The following is a 14,385-nucleotide window of genomic DNA, read 5'->3' as shown; positions in this document are numbered from 1 at the left end:
GACTCAATATTTAATAAATTATTTTATCATTAAACTACTTCCAAATCTTTCAAAAATAGCTTTATCTAATTCTTCTCTATGATCAGGGTGTGCAATATCTCTAAGCGCTTGTGCACGTTGTTTTAAGTTTCTACCAAATAGTTCTGCGATACCATATTCTGTAGCTACAAACCTTGCGTGTGCACGAGTTGTTACTACACCAGCACCAAGTTTTAAAGTTGGTGTAATTTTAGAAACACCTCTACCTGTAGTAGAAGTAATTGCGCAAATTGGCTTTCCACCTTCTGATAATGCAGCACCACGCATAAAATCCATTTGCCCACCAACACCAGAGAACATTCTTGTTCCTATAGAATCGGCACAAATTTGTCCCGTTAAATCTACCTCTATAGCAGAGTTAATAGCGGTTACTTTTGGGTTTTTACGAATTACAGATGTATCATTAACATAAGCTATATCCAACATTTCAATTTCAGGATTATCATCCATAAAATCATATAAACGTCTAGTTCCCATCGCAAAACCAGATACTATTTTATAAGGGTTTACTTTTTTCTGCGAACCGTTTACAATTCCTTTTTCAACTAAATCTACAATACCTTCAGAAAACATTTCAGTATGTACACCTAAGTTTTTGTGGTTATGTAAAAATGTTAAAACTGCATTTGGAATACCTCCAATACCCATTTGAAGCGTTGCTCCATCATCGATAATTCCAGCAATATTTTTTCCAATTGCTTTTTCAATATCAGATGGTTCTACAAATTTCATTTCATATATTTCCTCTGAAATTTCAACACAAGCATCAAAATGTTTTATATGAACTTGTGCATCACCAAAAGTACGAGGCATTTGCGGATTAATTTGAGCAATTACCTTTTTTCCTTGCTCAATTCCAGAAATAACAATATCTACTGAAACTCCTAAAGAACAAAAACCGTGTTTATCTGGAGGTGATACGTTTACCATTACTACATCTAAGTCCATATAACCTTCACGGAATAAACTTGGAATATCACTTAAAAAAATTGGAATATAATCTGCTGTGTCTCCAATCATTTTACGAATGTTTCCACCAATAAAAAATGCATTGGTATGAAAACTTTCTCTTAATTCTGGAGCAGTATATCCACAAGCTCCTTCAGTATGTAAATGAACAAGTTCAACATTTCTTAATTCTGGAGCTCGTGCTACCATGGCATTTATTAATGCTTGTGGTGTTGCAGAACCTCCTTGTATTAAAACTCTATCTCCTGATTTTATTAACTTAACAGCTTCCTGCGCTGTCATTTTATTTGGTATTTTCATTTTATCAAAATTTAAAAATTGTTGTTTTGTTCATTTAAATAATTAAAGGAACTTCTTTTATCCCAAGAAACTTAATATGATACCTGCAGCAATTGCAGAACCAATAACTCCAGAAACATTTGGCGCCATGGCGTGCATTAATAAGTAGTTACTTGGATCTGATTTTAAGCCTTCTGTATGAACAACTCGCGCACTATCTGGAACAGCTGAAACTCCTGCAGCACCAATTAATGGGTTTATTTTGTTTTCCTCTTTTAGGAATAGATTCATAAACTTAGCAAATAATAGCCCTCCACAAGTTGCAATTACAAATGATATAGCTCCTAGTCCGAAAATTAACATAGAATCTTTAGTAATGAATATATCTGCTTGTGTTGATGCCCCTACGGTAACACCTAATAAAATAGTTACAATATCGATTAATTTTGTTCTTGCTGTATCTGCTAATCGTTCTGTTCTACCCGATTCTTTTAATAAGTTTCCGAAGAATAACATCCCTAATAATGGTAATGCACTAGGAGAAATAAACGTTGTTAAAATTAATGCTACCACAGGGAAAATCATTTTTTCCTTTTGAGTTACTGCTCTTGGTGGTTTCATTCTAATTTTTCTATCTTTCTTAGAAATCAACATACGCATTAATGGTGGTTGAATTACAGGAACTAATGCCATATAAGAGTAGGCAGCAATTGCTATTGGTCCAATTAAGTTTTTAACGGTTGTACCATCTGGCATGATGTTAATCCCGTTGGCTAGTTTGGATGATAGAAATATTGCAGTTGGTCCATCGGCACCACCAATAATTCCAATCGCACCAGCTTCAGGAAGATTAAATCCTAAATAAAGGGCTCCTAAAAAGGTTGCAAATACACCAATTTGTGCTGCACCTCCTAAAAGCATTAATTTTGGATTTGCAATTAAGGATGAAAAATCCGTCATGGCTCCAATACCTAAGAAAATAAGCGGCGGATAAACCCCTTTTACAACACCAAAATATAGATAATTTAAAACAGATCCTGTTTCATATATACCTGTCTGGTTGCCGGCTACAAAAGGAATATTTCCTAATATAACTCCTGTTCCTATCGGGATTAATAATAAGGGTTCGTAATCGAATTTAATTCCTAAATAAATGAAAACGATCCCTATTATAATCATGATTACATTTCCAGATGTTGAATTTGCAAATCCTGTATAACCGTAAAACGTTTTTATTCCATTAAAAGCACCTTCAAAAACACTTTCTTCTTCTAAATTATCAACTTGAACAGTTGATACAGAAGTGGTTTCTGTAGAGCCTGTATTTGTACCTAATCCAAATACTGGTCTAATAAAAATCAGTAATGATATGGCACTAAATATTATTATTAGTTTCTTCATTTTTTTATCTTTTAGATAATAATTAGTTTTCTTTAGTGAATAAGATGAATATCAAAACTTCTATTCTAGCTCAATCATTAAAGCATCTTGTAAAACCTGTTGTCCAACTTCAACGTGTATAGCCGTAACAACTCCAGATTTTTCTGATACTATATTATTTTCCATTTTCATAGCTTCAAGAACTAATAATAAATCGTTCTCTTTAATAGTATCTCCAACTTTTATATTGAGCGATAATATAACACCTGGAATTGGTGCTACAATTTTACTTGTTGCAGATGTAGGATTTACTTTTAACGGTACTACTGGCTGTTTTGATGCCGAACGAACTAAAGTAGGCGTTTTACTTTTCTTAATGTCTGCCTCCATTATCACTTCAAATGAAGTACCATTTACTTCTAAAGTAATAATATCATCTTCGTGTGATTTTATATTTACCGTATAGCCGTTTTCGTTGACTTTGAATTTATAATTTTTCATATTTTATAATCGATTTTGAGTTCCGTATATTTTTGAACTCCAAGGTGAATATGGTTTTTTAATCTGTTTTATTGTCAGAATTGCGCTTTCATAATCATGTTGATCACTCATGTGCATGTGAATGGCAGCTCCGATTACTGCAGAAATTTCGCCAGTAAAATTTTTATCTCCTTTTACTTTAATTTCACTAACTTTCTTATCTTTCCCTTTAGTAATTATCTTATAAACGTAAAGCATTAAGGGTAATCCATAATTAAAGAAAAGCGCTAGTGTTATTAATGCACAAAAGACAATTAACAAACCGGTAATTAGTATCACGTAACCTTCACTTATTGCATCTGTAGTTAATAGTATGTGTATCATTATAGTGGAATGTTTGAATGTTTTTTAGGTGGATTTACATCTTTTTTATTTTGAAGCAATTCTAAAGCTCTAACAATTCTGAAACGTGTATTTCTTGGTTCGATAACATCATCAATAAAGCCATATTTTGCCGCTTGATAAGGGTTTGCAAATCGTTGAGTATACTCATCTTCTTTTTTCTGGATGTAATCTTGTTTTTCGGTAGCATCTTCTATTTTTCTAATATTAGATCCTTCTAAAACTTCAACAGCACCCTTCGCTCCCATTACAGCAATTTCTGCAGTTGGCCATGCATAATTTAAATCTCCTCTTAATTGTTTACAACTCATTACATCGTGAGCTCCACCATAAGATTTACGTAAAGTAATTGTTACTTTAGGTACTGTAGCTTCACCATAAGCAAATAATAATTTAGCACCGTGCAAAATAATTCCGCCATATTCTTGACCAGTTCCAGGTAAGAAACCAGGTACATCTACTAATGTTACTATTGGAATGTTGAATGCATCACAAAAACGAACAAACCGTGCTGCTTTTCTTGAAGCATCAATATCTAAAACACCTGCGTAATATTTTGGTTGATTGGCAACAATACCTACTGGATGACCATTAAATCTAGCAAAACCTACACAAATGTTTCGTGCATAATTTCTGTGTACTTCAGTAAACTCACCATTATCGGTAAGTATTGAAATCACATCAACAATATCATAAGGTTGATTTGGGTTTTCTGGAATAATATCATTTAAAGCATCCTCTAATCTATCAATAGGATCATTACATGCAATAACTGGCGCTTCTTCTAAATTATTTGAAGGCATGTAGCTTAATATCTTACGAACTAACAATAAATTTTCCTCGTCACTGTCTGCTAAGAAATGAGAAACACCTGATCTCGTTGAATGAATTTTAGCGCCTCCTAATTGCTCTGCTGTTACAATCTCACCTGTTACAGATTTTACTACTTTAGGACCAGTAACAAACATGTAACTCGTTTGATCCGTCATAATGGTAAAGTCTGTCAATGCTGGAGAATAAACGGCTCCACCTGCACAAGGTCCTAATATTGAAGAAATTTGAGGAATAACACCCGAAGCCATTATATTTCTCTGAAAAATCTCAGCATAACCAGCTAAAGATCTCACACCTTCTTGAATACGAGCACCACCAGAATCATTTAATCCTATTAAAGGAACTCCAATCTTCATAGCCATATCCATTACCTTACAAATTTTTAAGGCATAGGTTTCAGATAAAGATCCACCGAAAACGGTAAAATCTTGAGCAAAAAGATACACTATCCTTCCATCGATTGTTCCATGTCCGGTAACAACACCATCTGAAAGGTAGACTTGTTTATCTAAGCCAAAAGATTTTGTTCTGTGTGTAACAAACATGTCGAATTCTTCAAAACTATCGTCGTCTAAAAGAATATCTATACGTTCACGAGCTGTTAATTTACCTTTAGCATGCTGAGAATCAATACGTTTTTCTCCGCCTCCCAACTTTGCTTCGGCTCTTTTTTCTATAAGCTCGTTAATTTTATCTTGATTTGCCATAAATTTATTTTTTTGCTTATCTATTTTTATTAATTCAAGTTATTTTTGTTTTGAACACAATTCTGTAAGAACACCTAATGTTGATTTTGGATGTAAAAAACCGATATCTAAACCTTCTGCTCCTTTTCTAGAAACTTTATCAATAAGTCTTACACCGCGTTCTTCAGCTGTTTTTAATGCTTCTGTTGCATCTGGAACTGCAAAAGCAATATGATGAATACCAGGTCCTTTTTTCTCTATAAATTTACCAATAGGTCCATCTGGAGAAGTACTTTCTAATAATTCAATTTTTGTGCTACCTACCAAAAAAAAGGCTGTCTTCACTTTCTGATCGACAACCTCTTCTATAGAATAACATTTCAACCCTAAAACGTTCTCATAATATTTTATTGATTCTTCAAGATTTTCAACTGCAATACCTAAGTGCTCTATATGCGAAATATTCATAATTATGATTTTTAATTTGAACAAATTTAACTTACAACAAGTTTTTAAAATATGACAGATATCACAAAATGAAAATTTAGGCAGTTTTCATGAATTATTCATAAATTTATTTCTGTAAAATCTTACTATTTATAATTATGATTTCTGCTTTTTTGTGCTTGAAATAGAGAAAAGACTTAGGGTTTTACAATGACAACATTCTATTCGTTTAGAAATTAACATTATAAGGTTAAAACAAAAAAAAAGGAGGATAGTTTTTAAACTATTCTCCTTTTTTTTGTTTTTAGTGTGTTTTTATAAAAAAAAGCACCCTCTGTTTTAACTATTTCTATACTAGAATTCATCAATTTTTAAAATATTAAACAACATATGGCATGTCCTCTTTTTATAATTAGTTTATTTCTTATTAGATTTATTTAAGGCTTTCCTTATATGTTCACTATCCCAGTGATTATCATATTCAACAATACCACGTTTAAAATCTTCATTTAAGAATTTCTCTTGCTGCTCTAACTCTTTTTTTGCTTTAAATATATAATTATCCTCCTCTTTAGGTTCTGATGCTAAACGCCTTAAACTATCTTCATCATATTTTATAAAGTTTTGAACCTGACAATTTAAAGTGTATTTCCGAAAACCCATTTTGCTCAATACATCTTTAGCTAATGTTAGCGAAGTTTCTAGAGATTCACGATAAATATTTTCATTTCCGAGGTTAAGTAACTCATAAGCATCATATCTATTTTTAGTACGAATCATGAGTTCTACATGTGGATACTTTTCTTTTATTATTTTACTAATAGCCTTAGAAACAGATATTTTATTAGTTGCACAAATAACGATTTTAGCTTCTGCAATACCAGCAGACTCTAATAAATCTAAACGTGTAGCATCTCCATAATAAACTTCGAAACCCATTTTCCGAAGAAAATCTACGCGATTAGAATCATGATCCAAAATAGTTGCTTCTACGCCATGCGAACGTAAAAAGCGACCAATAGTACTTCCAAAATGCCCAAAACCAACTAATATAATTTTTTGAGTTTTCGCAATATGGTCCATAGGCCGTTTAACCGATTCTTTAGTTCCTATTCTAGGTAATATAAAACGTTCGTTAATTATACCTATAATTGGTGTAAGCGACATACTAAGAGCTGTTATTACAAGCATCATATCCATTTGGTCTTGCGTTAAGATATTAAGTCCGAATGCAAATGATAATAATACAAAAGCAAACTCCCCTATTTGAGCTAAACTAAATGTGAGTAATAATTTTTGATCTAACTTTAAATTGAAAATACGACCAGTAATAAATAATACGAAAGCTTTTATAACAATAATGGCAATTAAAATCCCTCCCACTTCTAAAGGACTATTAGCAATAACAATAAAGTTAATCGATGCGCCAACAGCCATAAAAAACAAACCTAACATTAGGTTTTTAAAAGGTTCTAGCGTGCTTTCTAGTTCGTGTTTAAACTCACTGTTAGATAATACTACGCCTCCTAAAAAGGCTCCTAAGGCAGGACTTAACCCTACATATTCCATTAAAAATGAAATTCCAAAAACAATTAAAAAAGCTGCAGCAATTAATAATTCCCGAACGCCTGTTTTTGCAACTTTACGCAACATGGGAACAATTAAATACTTGCCTACAACTATAATTATTACAACCGATAAAATAATAGCCAAAGTTTGGAAACCTAGCGGAAGGTTATCTAGTAAATTAGTATTATCACTATGGTTTTCCGCGGAAGCGCTACCCTCTGTATTTGATAACAACGGAATAAAACCTAACATGAAAATAACAATAATATCCTGAAACAGTAAAATGGAAAATGACGCCGTTCCAAACGTAGTATCCATTAAGCCTTTCTCCTTTATAGTTTGCATAGCAATTGCTGTGGATGATAATGCGACTGCCATAGAGATTACTAGAGTTACTTTCCATTCAAAACCTAACAACGTAAACAAAATACACGAAAGTAACATGGTGCCTCCTACTTGTATACCTCCCATACCAAGAATGGTTTTCCGCATGTTCCAGAAGTTTTTTGGTTCAATTTCTAGGCCAATTAGAAATAGCATGACTACAACTCCAAATTCTGCAAAATGCAAGATATCCTCACCTTCATTTCCTATAAAACCTAATACATAAGGACCAATTAAAACACCTGCTAAGAGATATCCTATTACAGAACTTAGACCTATTTTTTTTGCTATAGACACGCAAATAATGGCTCCTGCTAAAAAAACAATGGCTTGAAAAAGTATGCTTCCTGTCATATCTTAAGAGAGTTTTAATTCTGGTATATCATTCAAAAAAGTACAACTATTAAAATCTCCTAAAGTAAAACCTTGCTGTAATAAATCTATTAACTTACTGTATTTGTTAGCATGATCTGTTAATTCTTTATCACTTAAATTATAAGTTCCCATAACCGCAAATGGTGGAAAATACGTCATACCACACAAGTTTGCTGTTTGCTCAAAAGGTCTTAAAAATTGAGAAATAGTAAAGCTATTAGTCCCTTGAGAGCAGTATAAATCTTTAGAACCTCCAGTGGTAATAACGTTTAAACAAGTTTTGGATTCTAATGCGTTTGCATTTGGACCATAAGCCCAACCAAACTCAAGAACCATATCAATCCACTGTTTCATTAAAGGAGGACAACTATACCAATAAAAAGGATGATGCCAAATTATAACGTCGTGTTCACTTAGTAACTTCTTTTCTTTATCGACATCGATATGAAAATCTGGATAAAGCTCGTATAAATCATGAAACGTAACGTTTTCTTTATCCTTTATTCTATTGACAAGCATACTATTAGCTCTCGATTTTTCGAATTTAGGATGTGAAAACAGAATTAATATTTTTTTCATTTTACACTTTGTATTAAAATAAATTCTGTTAAAAGAAGGATGCTAACAGTAATTAAGAAAGTAAGTTAAAGCTAATTTTAATACCAGTTATAACCATACCCGTCCCAATAATAGCAATAATTAACCCCATTATTTTTCCAATTACCGAAATCACGTTATTACCAACTAATTTTACAATATGATCACTCAATTTAAATGTATAAAAGGTGATTAAACTCATTGACCCAAAGATAGCAATTACTAAAAATATGTGGATAGTTTGGACATTGGCAACAAAATTCATTGCAGTAACAATGGTTCCTGGACCTGCTAAAATAGGAATGGCCAATGGTGAAACAGCAATATTTTCATCTACATTAATATGTTTAAGGCTTTTTACATTAGATTGTTTTGATTGTAGCATTTCAAAACCAATAAAAAATATTAAGATTCCACCCGTAATTTTAAATGCAGGAATACTAATATTAAACAGTTCAAAAATATATTTACCTAAGAGCACAAAAACGGTTACAATTATAAATGCAATAATATTTGCTCTTTTATTTATATCAGCTTTAGTTTTTTTATCTGAACCTTGGGTTAAAGACACAAAAACCGTCATGTTTGATATAGGGTTGGTTATAGCAAAAAAGCCTGTAAATACGGTGATTGAGAATGTAATTAAGTTATCCATTATTTATAATAATATTAATCTGCAAAAAAATCGAATTACTTCTGTATTACCTAAGTAATTTTGTGTTTTTTTTAAATCTTTTTATTGATTAAAAGTCGGCTCAAATTGATAAAGATTATAATATAAGAAATGCTGAGACTAATAAGGATTAATCTCAGCATTTAAATAAAATAAATTACCCTATTGAAAAGCTTTCACCAAAGCGAAAGTATTTAACCTCTTTTTAAAACAAATAATTAAATAATGATTATTTACTACAGAAACCAGAGAAAAATTTCTATTTGAAGAAAAATAAAAAACTATTTATTAATAACATAACGAGTCACCTTCATAGAGTTTAGATCTATCATATTAACAAATTTACTTATGGATTTATCGCTCAAAAACTTCCTCATAGAAGCTTCTGCATCTGCCGCAGTATTCCATCTTAAAACTATTAAAACCTCATTTTTCTCTTCATTAAATCCACTTTCTCTACTAATAAATCCAGGTTGTTTGAGACTATAATTGCTTAATACCTTAGAATCTTCTTTCCAGAAATCTGAAGCATTAATAGTCCGTTTATACTTAAAACTTAATATTTCAACTATATATGTTCTATTTGAATCTTTATTTGTGTTACAACTTAAAATGGTTGAACACACTAGAAAAATTAAAATGTATTTTATTTTAAATTGTTTAAATAAACTAAACTTTGCATTCTCTGTTTTCATGTAAGCGAATTCTATCTCTATACTGGTTTATAATTCTTACACAAAGGTACGGTAATATAATTACTATTTAATGATACATCATATCTGTTGTATGGTAAATTATATCCAAACAGAAAATTATACTTTAAGCTTAGGTTTAACAAAAAAACCACCTTTTCTTTTTGCTTTATATATCGTTAAAGTAGCCATTACACTCCAAATTAAATTGGAAACAAAAGAAGGCAATGCATTGTAATAATAACAATTAATTGCTATTAAAAGTGCCCCAAAAAGGTTTAAGTACTTAGAGTAGTTAATGTACTTATTATTTTCTACGAGTGTTAGTCCGTAAGCCAGAACTAAAAAGCCAGAACCTGACCATCCCAATACATCAATTAACAATTTCATTTTTCTAAATTTGCTACATTTTTTTGTGGTTAAACTATGAAGCAAATTTGCGGTAAGATGAATAAAGTAAAATGATAAAAATGCATTTTTAAATGGTAATTTTACGCCATTTAAAACTTATTCCTAAACTCTATAGGCGTAATACTTTGATGTTTTTTAAAATACTTTACAAAATTTGTGGGTTCATCAAAACCTAGTATATATCCAATTTCTTTTACACTATCTGTAGTATGTACCAGCAAGCGCTTTGCTTCTAGAATCTATCATTTGTTTTGGAGTAATAGCCATTATTTTTAATGTGGAGCTGTTTAATCGTTTTTGAGTAACGTTTAATTGCATAGCGTATTTACTAACTGCTTTTTGTTCTTTATATTGTTTATCGAGTAAGTCTCTAAATTTAACAACACATTCTAAATCTGGGCCTTTATTAATTTTTGCGCTATATTGATTCTGCCTTTGTCTTTCGGATAATAGTAGTAAATTCTGAAGATAATTTCGAAGAATATCCGATTGATAATTGTCTATATTAGTTTGTAACTCCGTTTCTATAAGTTGAAAAAAGCGATTAAAAATAGACGTTAAACCGTTTACATCAATAGTAGAAATAGAATACAAATCATTAAAAAGCATGCTGCTTCTTAAAAACTTTGTATCGTATTCTGTTTTGCAAAAAAAGTTATCTGTAAATAAAAGCACTAAGCCATCTATAGGCTCTTCACTATCAAAACACTGAACACTATTTTTATCTACAAATAGAATAGAATTTGGTTGTATGTCTATTTGGTTAAAATCGACCATATGCTTCGGCTTCCCTTTTTTAAACCAAATAATCTGATAGAAATCTGTTCGGTGAGGTATAGTTAAATCATCAAATAAATCGATATAAAGTTCCCTTAAGTTCACAAGTTCAAGCTCGTGAGGTAAACCTTCTTTAAAACCATACTTTTTAATTTCTGATGTCACTTACAGTCGTGTTTATTAGAAACGCAAAAGTATGTTATTTTTTAATGCACTCATCCTAAACCAAATTATTGGTTATACTCAATAACTCTTCAGTTTTAGAAACATTATAAACATTTGGATGTGCTGGAGAAAAGTAGCCTTTTGAATCACCTTTATCGTTATCAAAATACAAACCTGAATCATTTTTATAGTCCTCAGGCAATGCTAAATCTGCTAAAATATCAACTCCTTTTTCTGCAGGAGACCAATGTTAACCATACGCTTCTTTAACCATTTTAGTATTTAATAACGAGCCAGGTTTTACAGCTATAATAGTAATTTTAGATTCTTGTTTCGCTAAATTAAAGCTTCACATAGTTAAAGCTAATTTACTTTACGCGTATGTACTATTTTCTGAGTTTTGCGTCTTCCTTATTAAAACAGTATAAGAAACTGGTGCTTGTGCAGCAGAATTTAAATTGATAATTCTTGGTGCTTCTGATCGCTTTATGCTTTCTAATATGGCATTTGTCAAAACATTTGGTACTATTTAATTAACAATGATCCTGATGTCTAATCCCTCTTTTGTTTTAAAAATTCCAACGTTATTTATTAGTACATCAATTCGAGGTATTTCTAAAACAGACTTAATAAAACAAAACAAAAAAACGGTAAGAGTTTCCCCTTACCGTAGTTTTCTTTTTCTAGCAATTTTTATTTTTTATTTAAACGTTTTTAATGATGAACGTAACATCCAAGCCATTTGTTCATGCATTTGCATAATACCGGTAATAAAATCGGCCGTACCTTCATCGTTATGTGCTTCGGCGTTATCACCAATACTTTCTCTTATAAATTTAATCACGGTTTCATGATCTTCTAATAAAACCTTCATAAAACTAGCACTATCGTTAGTGTCTGGTCCGTTTTCTTTCAATTCAGAAAGTTCTATAAACTGTTGCATGCTACCTGGAGAATAAAAGCCTAACATACGAATACGTTCTGCAACTTCATCAATAGTATTTTCTAATTTACCATATTCTTCTTCAAAGAAAACATGCTTACTATGGAAATCGATACCCTCGACATTCCAGTGTGCATTTCTATATTTAGTATACATAACATATTCATCGGCCAGTAGTTGTTTTAACATTTCTACTACCGCTTTTCTATTATCTTTTTCAATGCCTATGGCTGCTGTTATTGTTTCCATTTTCTTTTTATTTTTTTGTTATTATAGTATAAAGATACTAGAAATCAAGCGTTCCAATTAACCCAAAACATTTAATAATTAACTCTAAAAAATTATGGCTTAAAAACTCCATATGTTACGCTTTAAACATAAATTTATTTTTTACCATTCCCAATTACGGTATTCTTCAATCCATCTTTTGTGTTGAGCCATAAATAGTTAAAAAACGATTTCGTTTTGTCGCGCTCTACTTCAATATCACCATATCTGTAACCGTTTACATCCGTTTTAGAGCCATCATTTGTAAAAACGTTAACTAGTGCAGTCAAAGTTTTATTTATGCCTAACCGATCTTCATTTAAAATAGAAAATTTAAAATCCTCATATTTCATTTTCATATCTCCTGTAGATTTAAAATCATTTCCATAAATAGTGAAATACATATCGTGAATCTCCCCAAGAACTCTAACATTAGCCTGAGATTCTAAAAAAGGATTAATTGTAACAGCTTTCAAATCTTTTAAATTAGCCGAAGCGTTAAAAGAATCGGCAGTATCTAATGAGTTAAATTCCCATTTAAATTCCAAAGGAGCTTCTCCCATAAGCTTTGTGGTGACTTTAATTTTCGTTTTCTGCTTATTTATATTAGATAGATTATCGATTTGAGCATCTAAATTTTCGAAAGAAATAGACACAGGATCGATACCTTTATCTACTCTTTCAGAATAAAATACATTAGAATTTTCTATAGAAAAAGTTTCAATATCTAATTGAATTGGTAGGTTTCGAAGTTTTGTTCCATAGAGTAATTTTTTCGTAGTATCATCCGCTAATAGTTTATCTCTAAAAAGATGTAATTCTGAATTATTCAAGCTGAAATTATGAGCAGAAACTAGAAAACTATCATTTACTGTTTTTAATCTAAATTCTGTTGAAGCCCCATCTGTAACTTTAAAATCAACATAATCGTGTTCCTTTACTAATTTTTCAGAAAGTTCCTGTTGTTTATATTTTGAAGTTATAGATAAATCTTCGAATTTTAGGTTGTTATTTTTATATGAAAGCGTTGCTACTTTCAGCATTTCAAAACGACCCAAATCTAAATACAAATTGGTTAACGATAAGTTTGAATTGTGGTAATCAAAAGGTGTTTTATTCTGAAGAAGTAATGAATCTGTTTTAAATTTAGACAATTCAAAAGAAACATTTTCTACAGAACATTTAATACTATCTGAATCTTTTTTGAAAACTATAACATTAGCATTTTCCACATTTACAGCATCAGTATTAAATTGCTTTTTATTCAAAAGTAACCAATAGGCAACATCCTTTATTTTAAGTGTTTCTATAGTTATTTCTGCTTCTGTTTTTTTAGTTTTTAAACTAAAAAACTTTAATTTCATGCTATTAAACTCCATATTACCGAACAGAATATCTAAGTCTAAATCCTCATAGGTTAACTCTAGATTATCTGGTAATTGTTTGGAAACAAGATTAGAAATTAAATGTTTTCCGTAAAGCTGTACTCCCAATATACCTATCAATAAAATACCAACAACCCCAAGAATAACTAGGGGCAGTCGGTTTTTTAATACACTATATTTTTTATTAGATTTAGGATTTACCTTCATCTGTAAATTGTTTAATTAATGGCTCTTTTTCTAATCCCACACTATCAGGTTCTATGTACTTTTTAAATTCGGCAACACTTTTAATTTGCAAATAATTTTTACCATCTAGCACAACTGGATATTTAAGCAATTGGGGTTCATTCACTAGAATTTTTATCCAATCGTGCGCTTCCAAAACGGGTTTGTTTTTTCCATGTTTTTGAATAAAACTAGGGGCATCCGTATTTATCAAATCCATAATCCCTATACCCAACCCGTTAGCCAATTCTGCCCATTGCGTTCCTGTTACCTTGGTCTTGGAAATATCTACTCCTAGCAACTTTTTATCCGATGCATTTGTATAAGCATATACTTGCTTGCCTATAGAATTATCTGAATGATAATAAATTGTAATTTTTCGTTTGTTTTGTGAAATCACGCTCAT

General features: G+C 31.1%; 17 protein-coding genes. All 17 read right to left on the bottom strand.

Annotated features, from left to right (window positions below; genetic code table 11):
- Positions 1-18 precede the first annotated feature (18 nt).
- The 17 genes from M4I23_RS13440 to M4I23_RS13360 all read right to left on the bottom strand — a co-directional run bounded on the left by M4I23_RS13440 (position 19) and on the right by M4I23_RS13360 (position 14,385).
- Positions 19-1,308, bottom strand: coding sequence for an acetyl-CoA hydrolase/transferase family protein (locus M4I23_RS13440; RefSeq protein WP_158850318.1), 1,290 nt, complete (start codon positions 1,306-1,308; stop codon positions 19-21).
- A gap of 57 nt (positions 1,309-1,365) precedes the next feature.
- Positions 1,366-2,688, bottom strand: coding sequence for a sodium ion-translocating decarboxylase subunit beta (locus tag M4I23_RS13435; protein WP_249754762.1), 1,323 nt, complete (start codon positions 2,686-2,688; stop codon positions 1,366-1,368).
- Positions 2,689-2,748: 60 nt separating this feature from the next.
- Entirely contained in the window at positions 2,749-3,168 is a 420-nt protein-coding gene (locus M4I23_RS13430; protein WP_158850322.1) for a biotin/lipoyl-containing protein, read from the bottom strand.
- 3 nt (positions 3,169-3,171) lie between these two features.
- Positions 3,172-3,531: an OadG family protein gene (locus tag M4I23_RS13425; RefSeq protein ID WP_158850324.1), complete on the bottom strand. Its 360-nt coding sequence runs from the start codon at positions 3,529-3,531 to the stop codon at positions 3,172-3,174.
- A complete protein-coding gene (locus M4I23_RS13420; RefSeq protein WP_249754761.1) occupies positions 3,531-5,090 on the bottom strand; it encodes an acyl-CoA carboxylase subunit beta in 1,560 nt (519 codons plus the stop codon). The genes M4I23_RS13425 and M4I23_RS13420 overlap by 1 nt, the downstream gene beginning before the upstream one ends.
- A 39-nt stretch (positions 5,091-5,129) precedes the next feature.
- Positions 5,130-5,537 carry a methylmalonyl-CoA epimerase gene (mce, locus tag M4I23_RS13415; protein WP_158850328.1) on the bottom strand — a complete coding sequence of 136 codons (408 nt, stop codon included), beginning with the start codon at positions 5,535-5,537 and terminating at the stop codon, positions 5,130-5,132.
- A 396-nt stretch (positions 5,538-5,933) separates the two neighbouring features.
- Positions 5,934-7,823, bottom strand: coding sequence for a monovalent cation:proton antiporter-2 (CPA2) family protein (locus M4I23_RS13410; RefSeq protein WP_249754760.1), 1,890 nt, complete (start codon positions 7,821-7,823; stop codon positions 5,934-5,936).
- 3 nt (positions 7,824-7,826) lie between these two features.
- A complete protein-coding gene (locus tag M4I23_RS13405; protein ID WP_158850330.1) occupies positions 7,827-8,423 on the bottom strand; it encodes an NAD(P)H-dependent oxidoreductase in 597 nt (198 codons plus the stop codon).
- Positions 8,424-8,475: 52 nt separating this feature from the next.
- A complete protein-coding gene (locus M4I23_RS13400; protein ID WP_158850331.1) occupies positions 8,476-9,096 on the bottom strand; it encodes a MarC family protein in 621 nt (206 codons plus the stop codon).
- 299 nt (positions 9,097-9,395) lie between these two features.
- Positions 9,396-9,809, bottom strand: a complete 414-nt coding sequence (locus M4I23_RS13395) for a hypothetical protein (RefSeq protein WP_249754759.1) — start codon at positions 9,807-9,809, stop codon at positions 9,396-9,398.
- Positions 9,810-9,926: 117 nt separating this feature from the next.
- Entirely contained in the window at positions 9,927-10,196 is a 270-nt protein-coding gene (locus tag M4I23_RS13390) for a hypothetical protein (RefSeq protein WP_249754758.1), read from the bottom strand.
- Between the two features lie 110 nt (positions 10,197-10,306).
- Positions 10,307-10,438, bottom strand: a complete 132-nt coding sequence (locus M4I23_RS13385; RefSeq protein ID WP_249754757.1) for an AraC family transcriptional regulator — start codon at positions 10,436-10,438, stop codon at positions 10,307-10,309.
- Entirely contained in the window at positions 10,416-11,159 is a 744-nt protein-coding gene (locus M4I23_RS13380; RefSeq protein ID WP_249754756.1) for an AraC family ligand binding domain-containing protein, read from the bottom strand. The genes M4I23_RS13385 and M4I23_RS13380 overlap by 23 nt, the downstream gene beginning before the upstream one ends.
- A 55-nt stretch (positions 11,160-11,214) precedes the next feature.
- Positions 11,215-11,361 (bottom strand): hypothetical protein, encoded by a 147-nt coding sequence (locus tag M4I23_RS13375; RefSeq protein ID WP_249754755.1) that lies wholly within the window; start codon positions 11,359-11,361, stop codon positions 11,215-11,217.
- 498 nt (positions 11,362-11,859) lie between these two features.
- Positions 11,860-12,351 carry a Dps family protein gene (locus M4I23_RS13370; RefSeq protein ID WP_249754754.1) on the bottom strand — a complete coding sequence of 164 codons (492 nt, stop codon included), beginning with the start codon at positions 12,349-12,351 and terminating at the stop codon, positions 11,860-11,862.
- A gap of 134 nt (positions 12,352-12,485) precedes the next feature.
- The gene (locus tag M4I23_RS13365; RefSeq protein ID WP_249754753.1) at positions 12,486-13,961 is read right to left on the bottom strand and encodes a DUF748 domain-containing protein; all 1,476 of its coding nucleotides are present in this window, start codon (positions 13,959-13,961) and stop codon (positions 12,486-12,488) included.
- Positions 13,945-14,385 carry an arsenate reductase family protein gene (locus M4I23_RS13360; protein WP_249754752.1) on the bottom strand — a complete coding sequence of 147 codons (441 nt, stop codon included), beginning with the start codon at positions 14,383-14,385 and terminating at the stop codon, positions 13,945-13,947. Before M4I23_RS13360 ends, M4I23_RS13365 begins: the two co-directional genes overlap by 17 nt.

It is taken from the genome of Algibacter sp. L4_22 (assembly GCF_023473045.1).
Taxonomy (GTDB): Bacteria; Bacteroidota; Bacteroidia; order Flavobacteriales; family Flavobacteriaceae; genus Algibacter.
The sequence above is the reverse complement of the archived record's forward strand: the minus strand, read 5'-3'. Positions and strand labels throughout refer to the sequence as shown.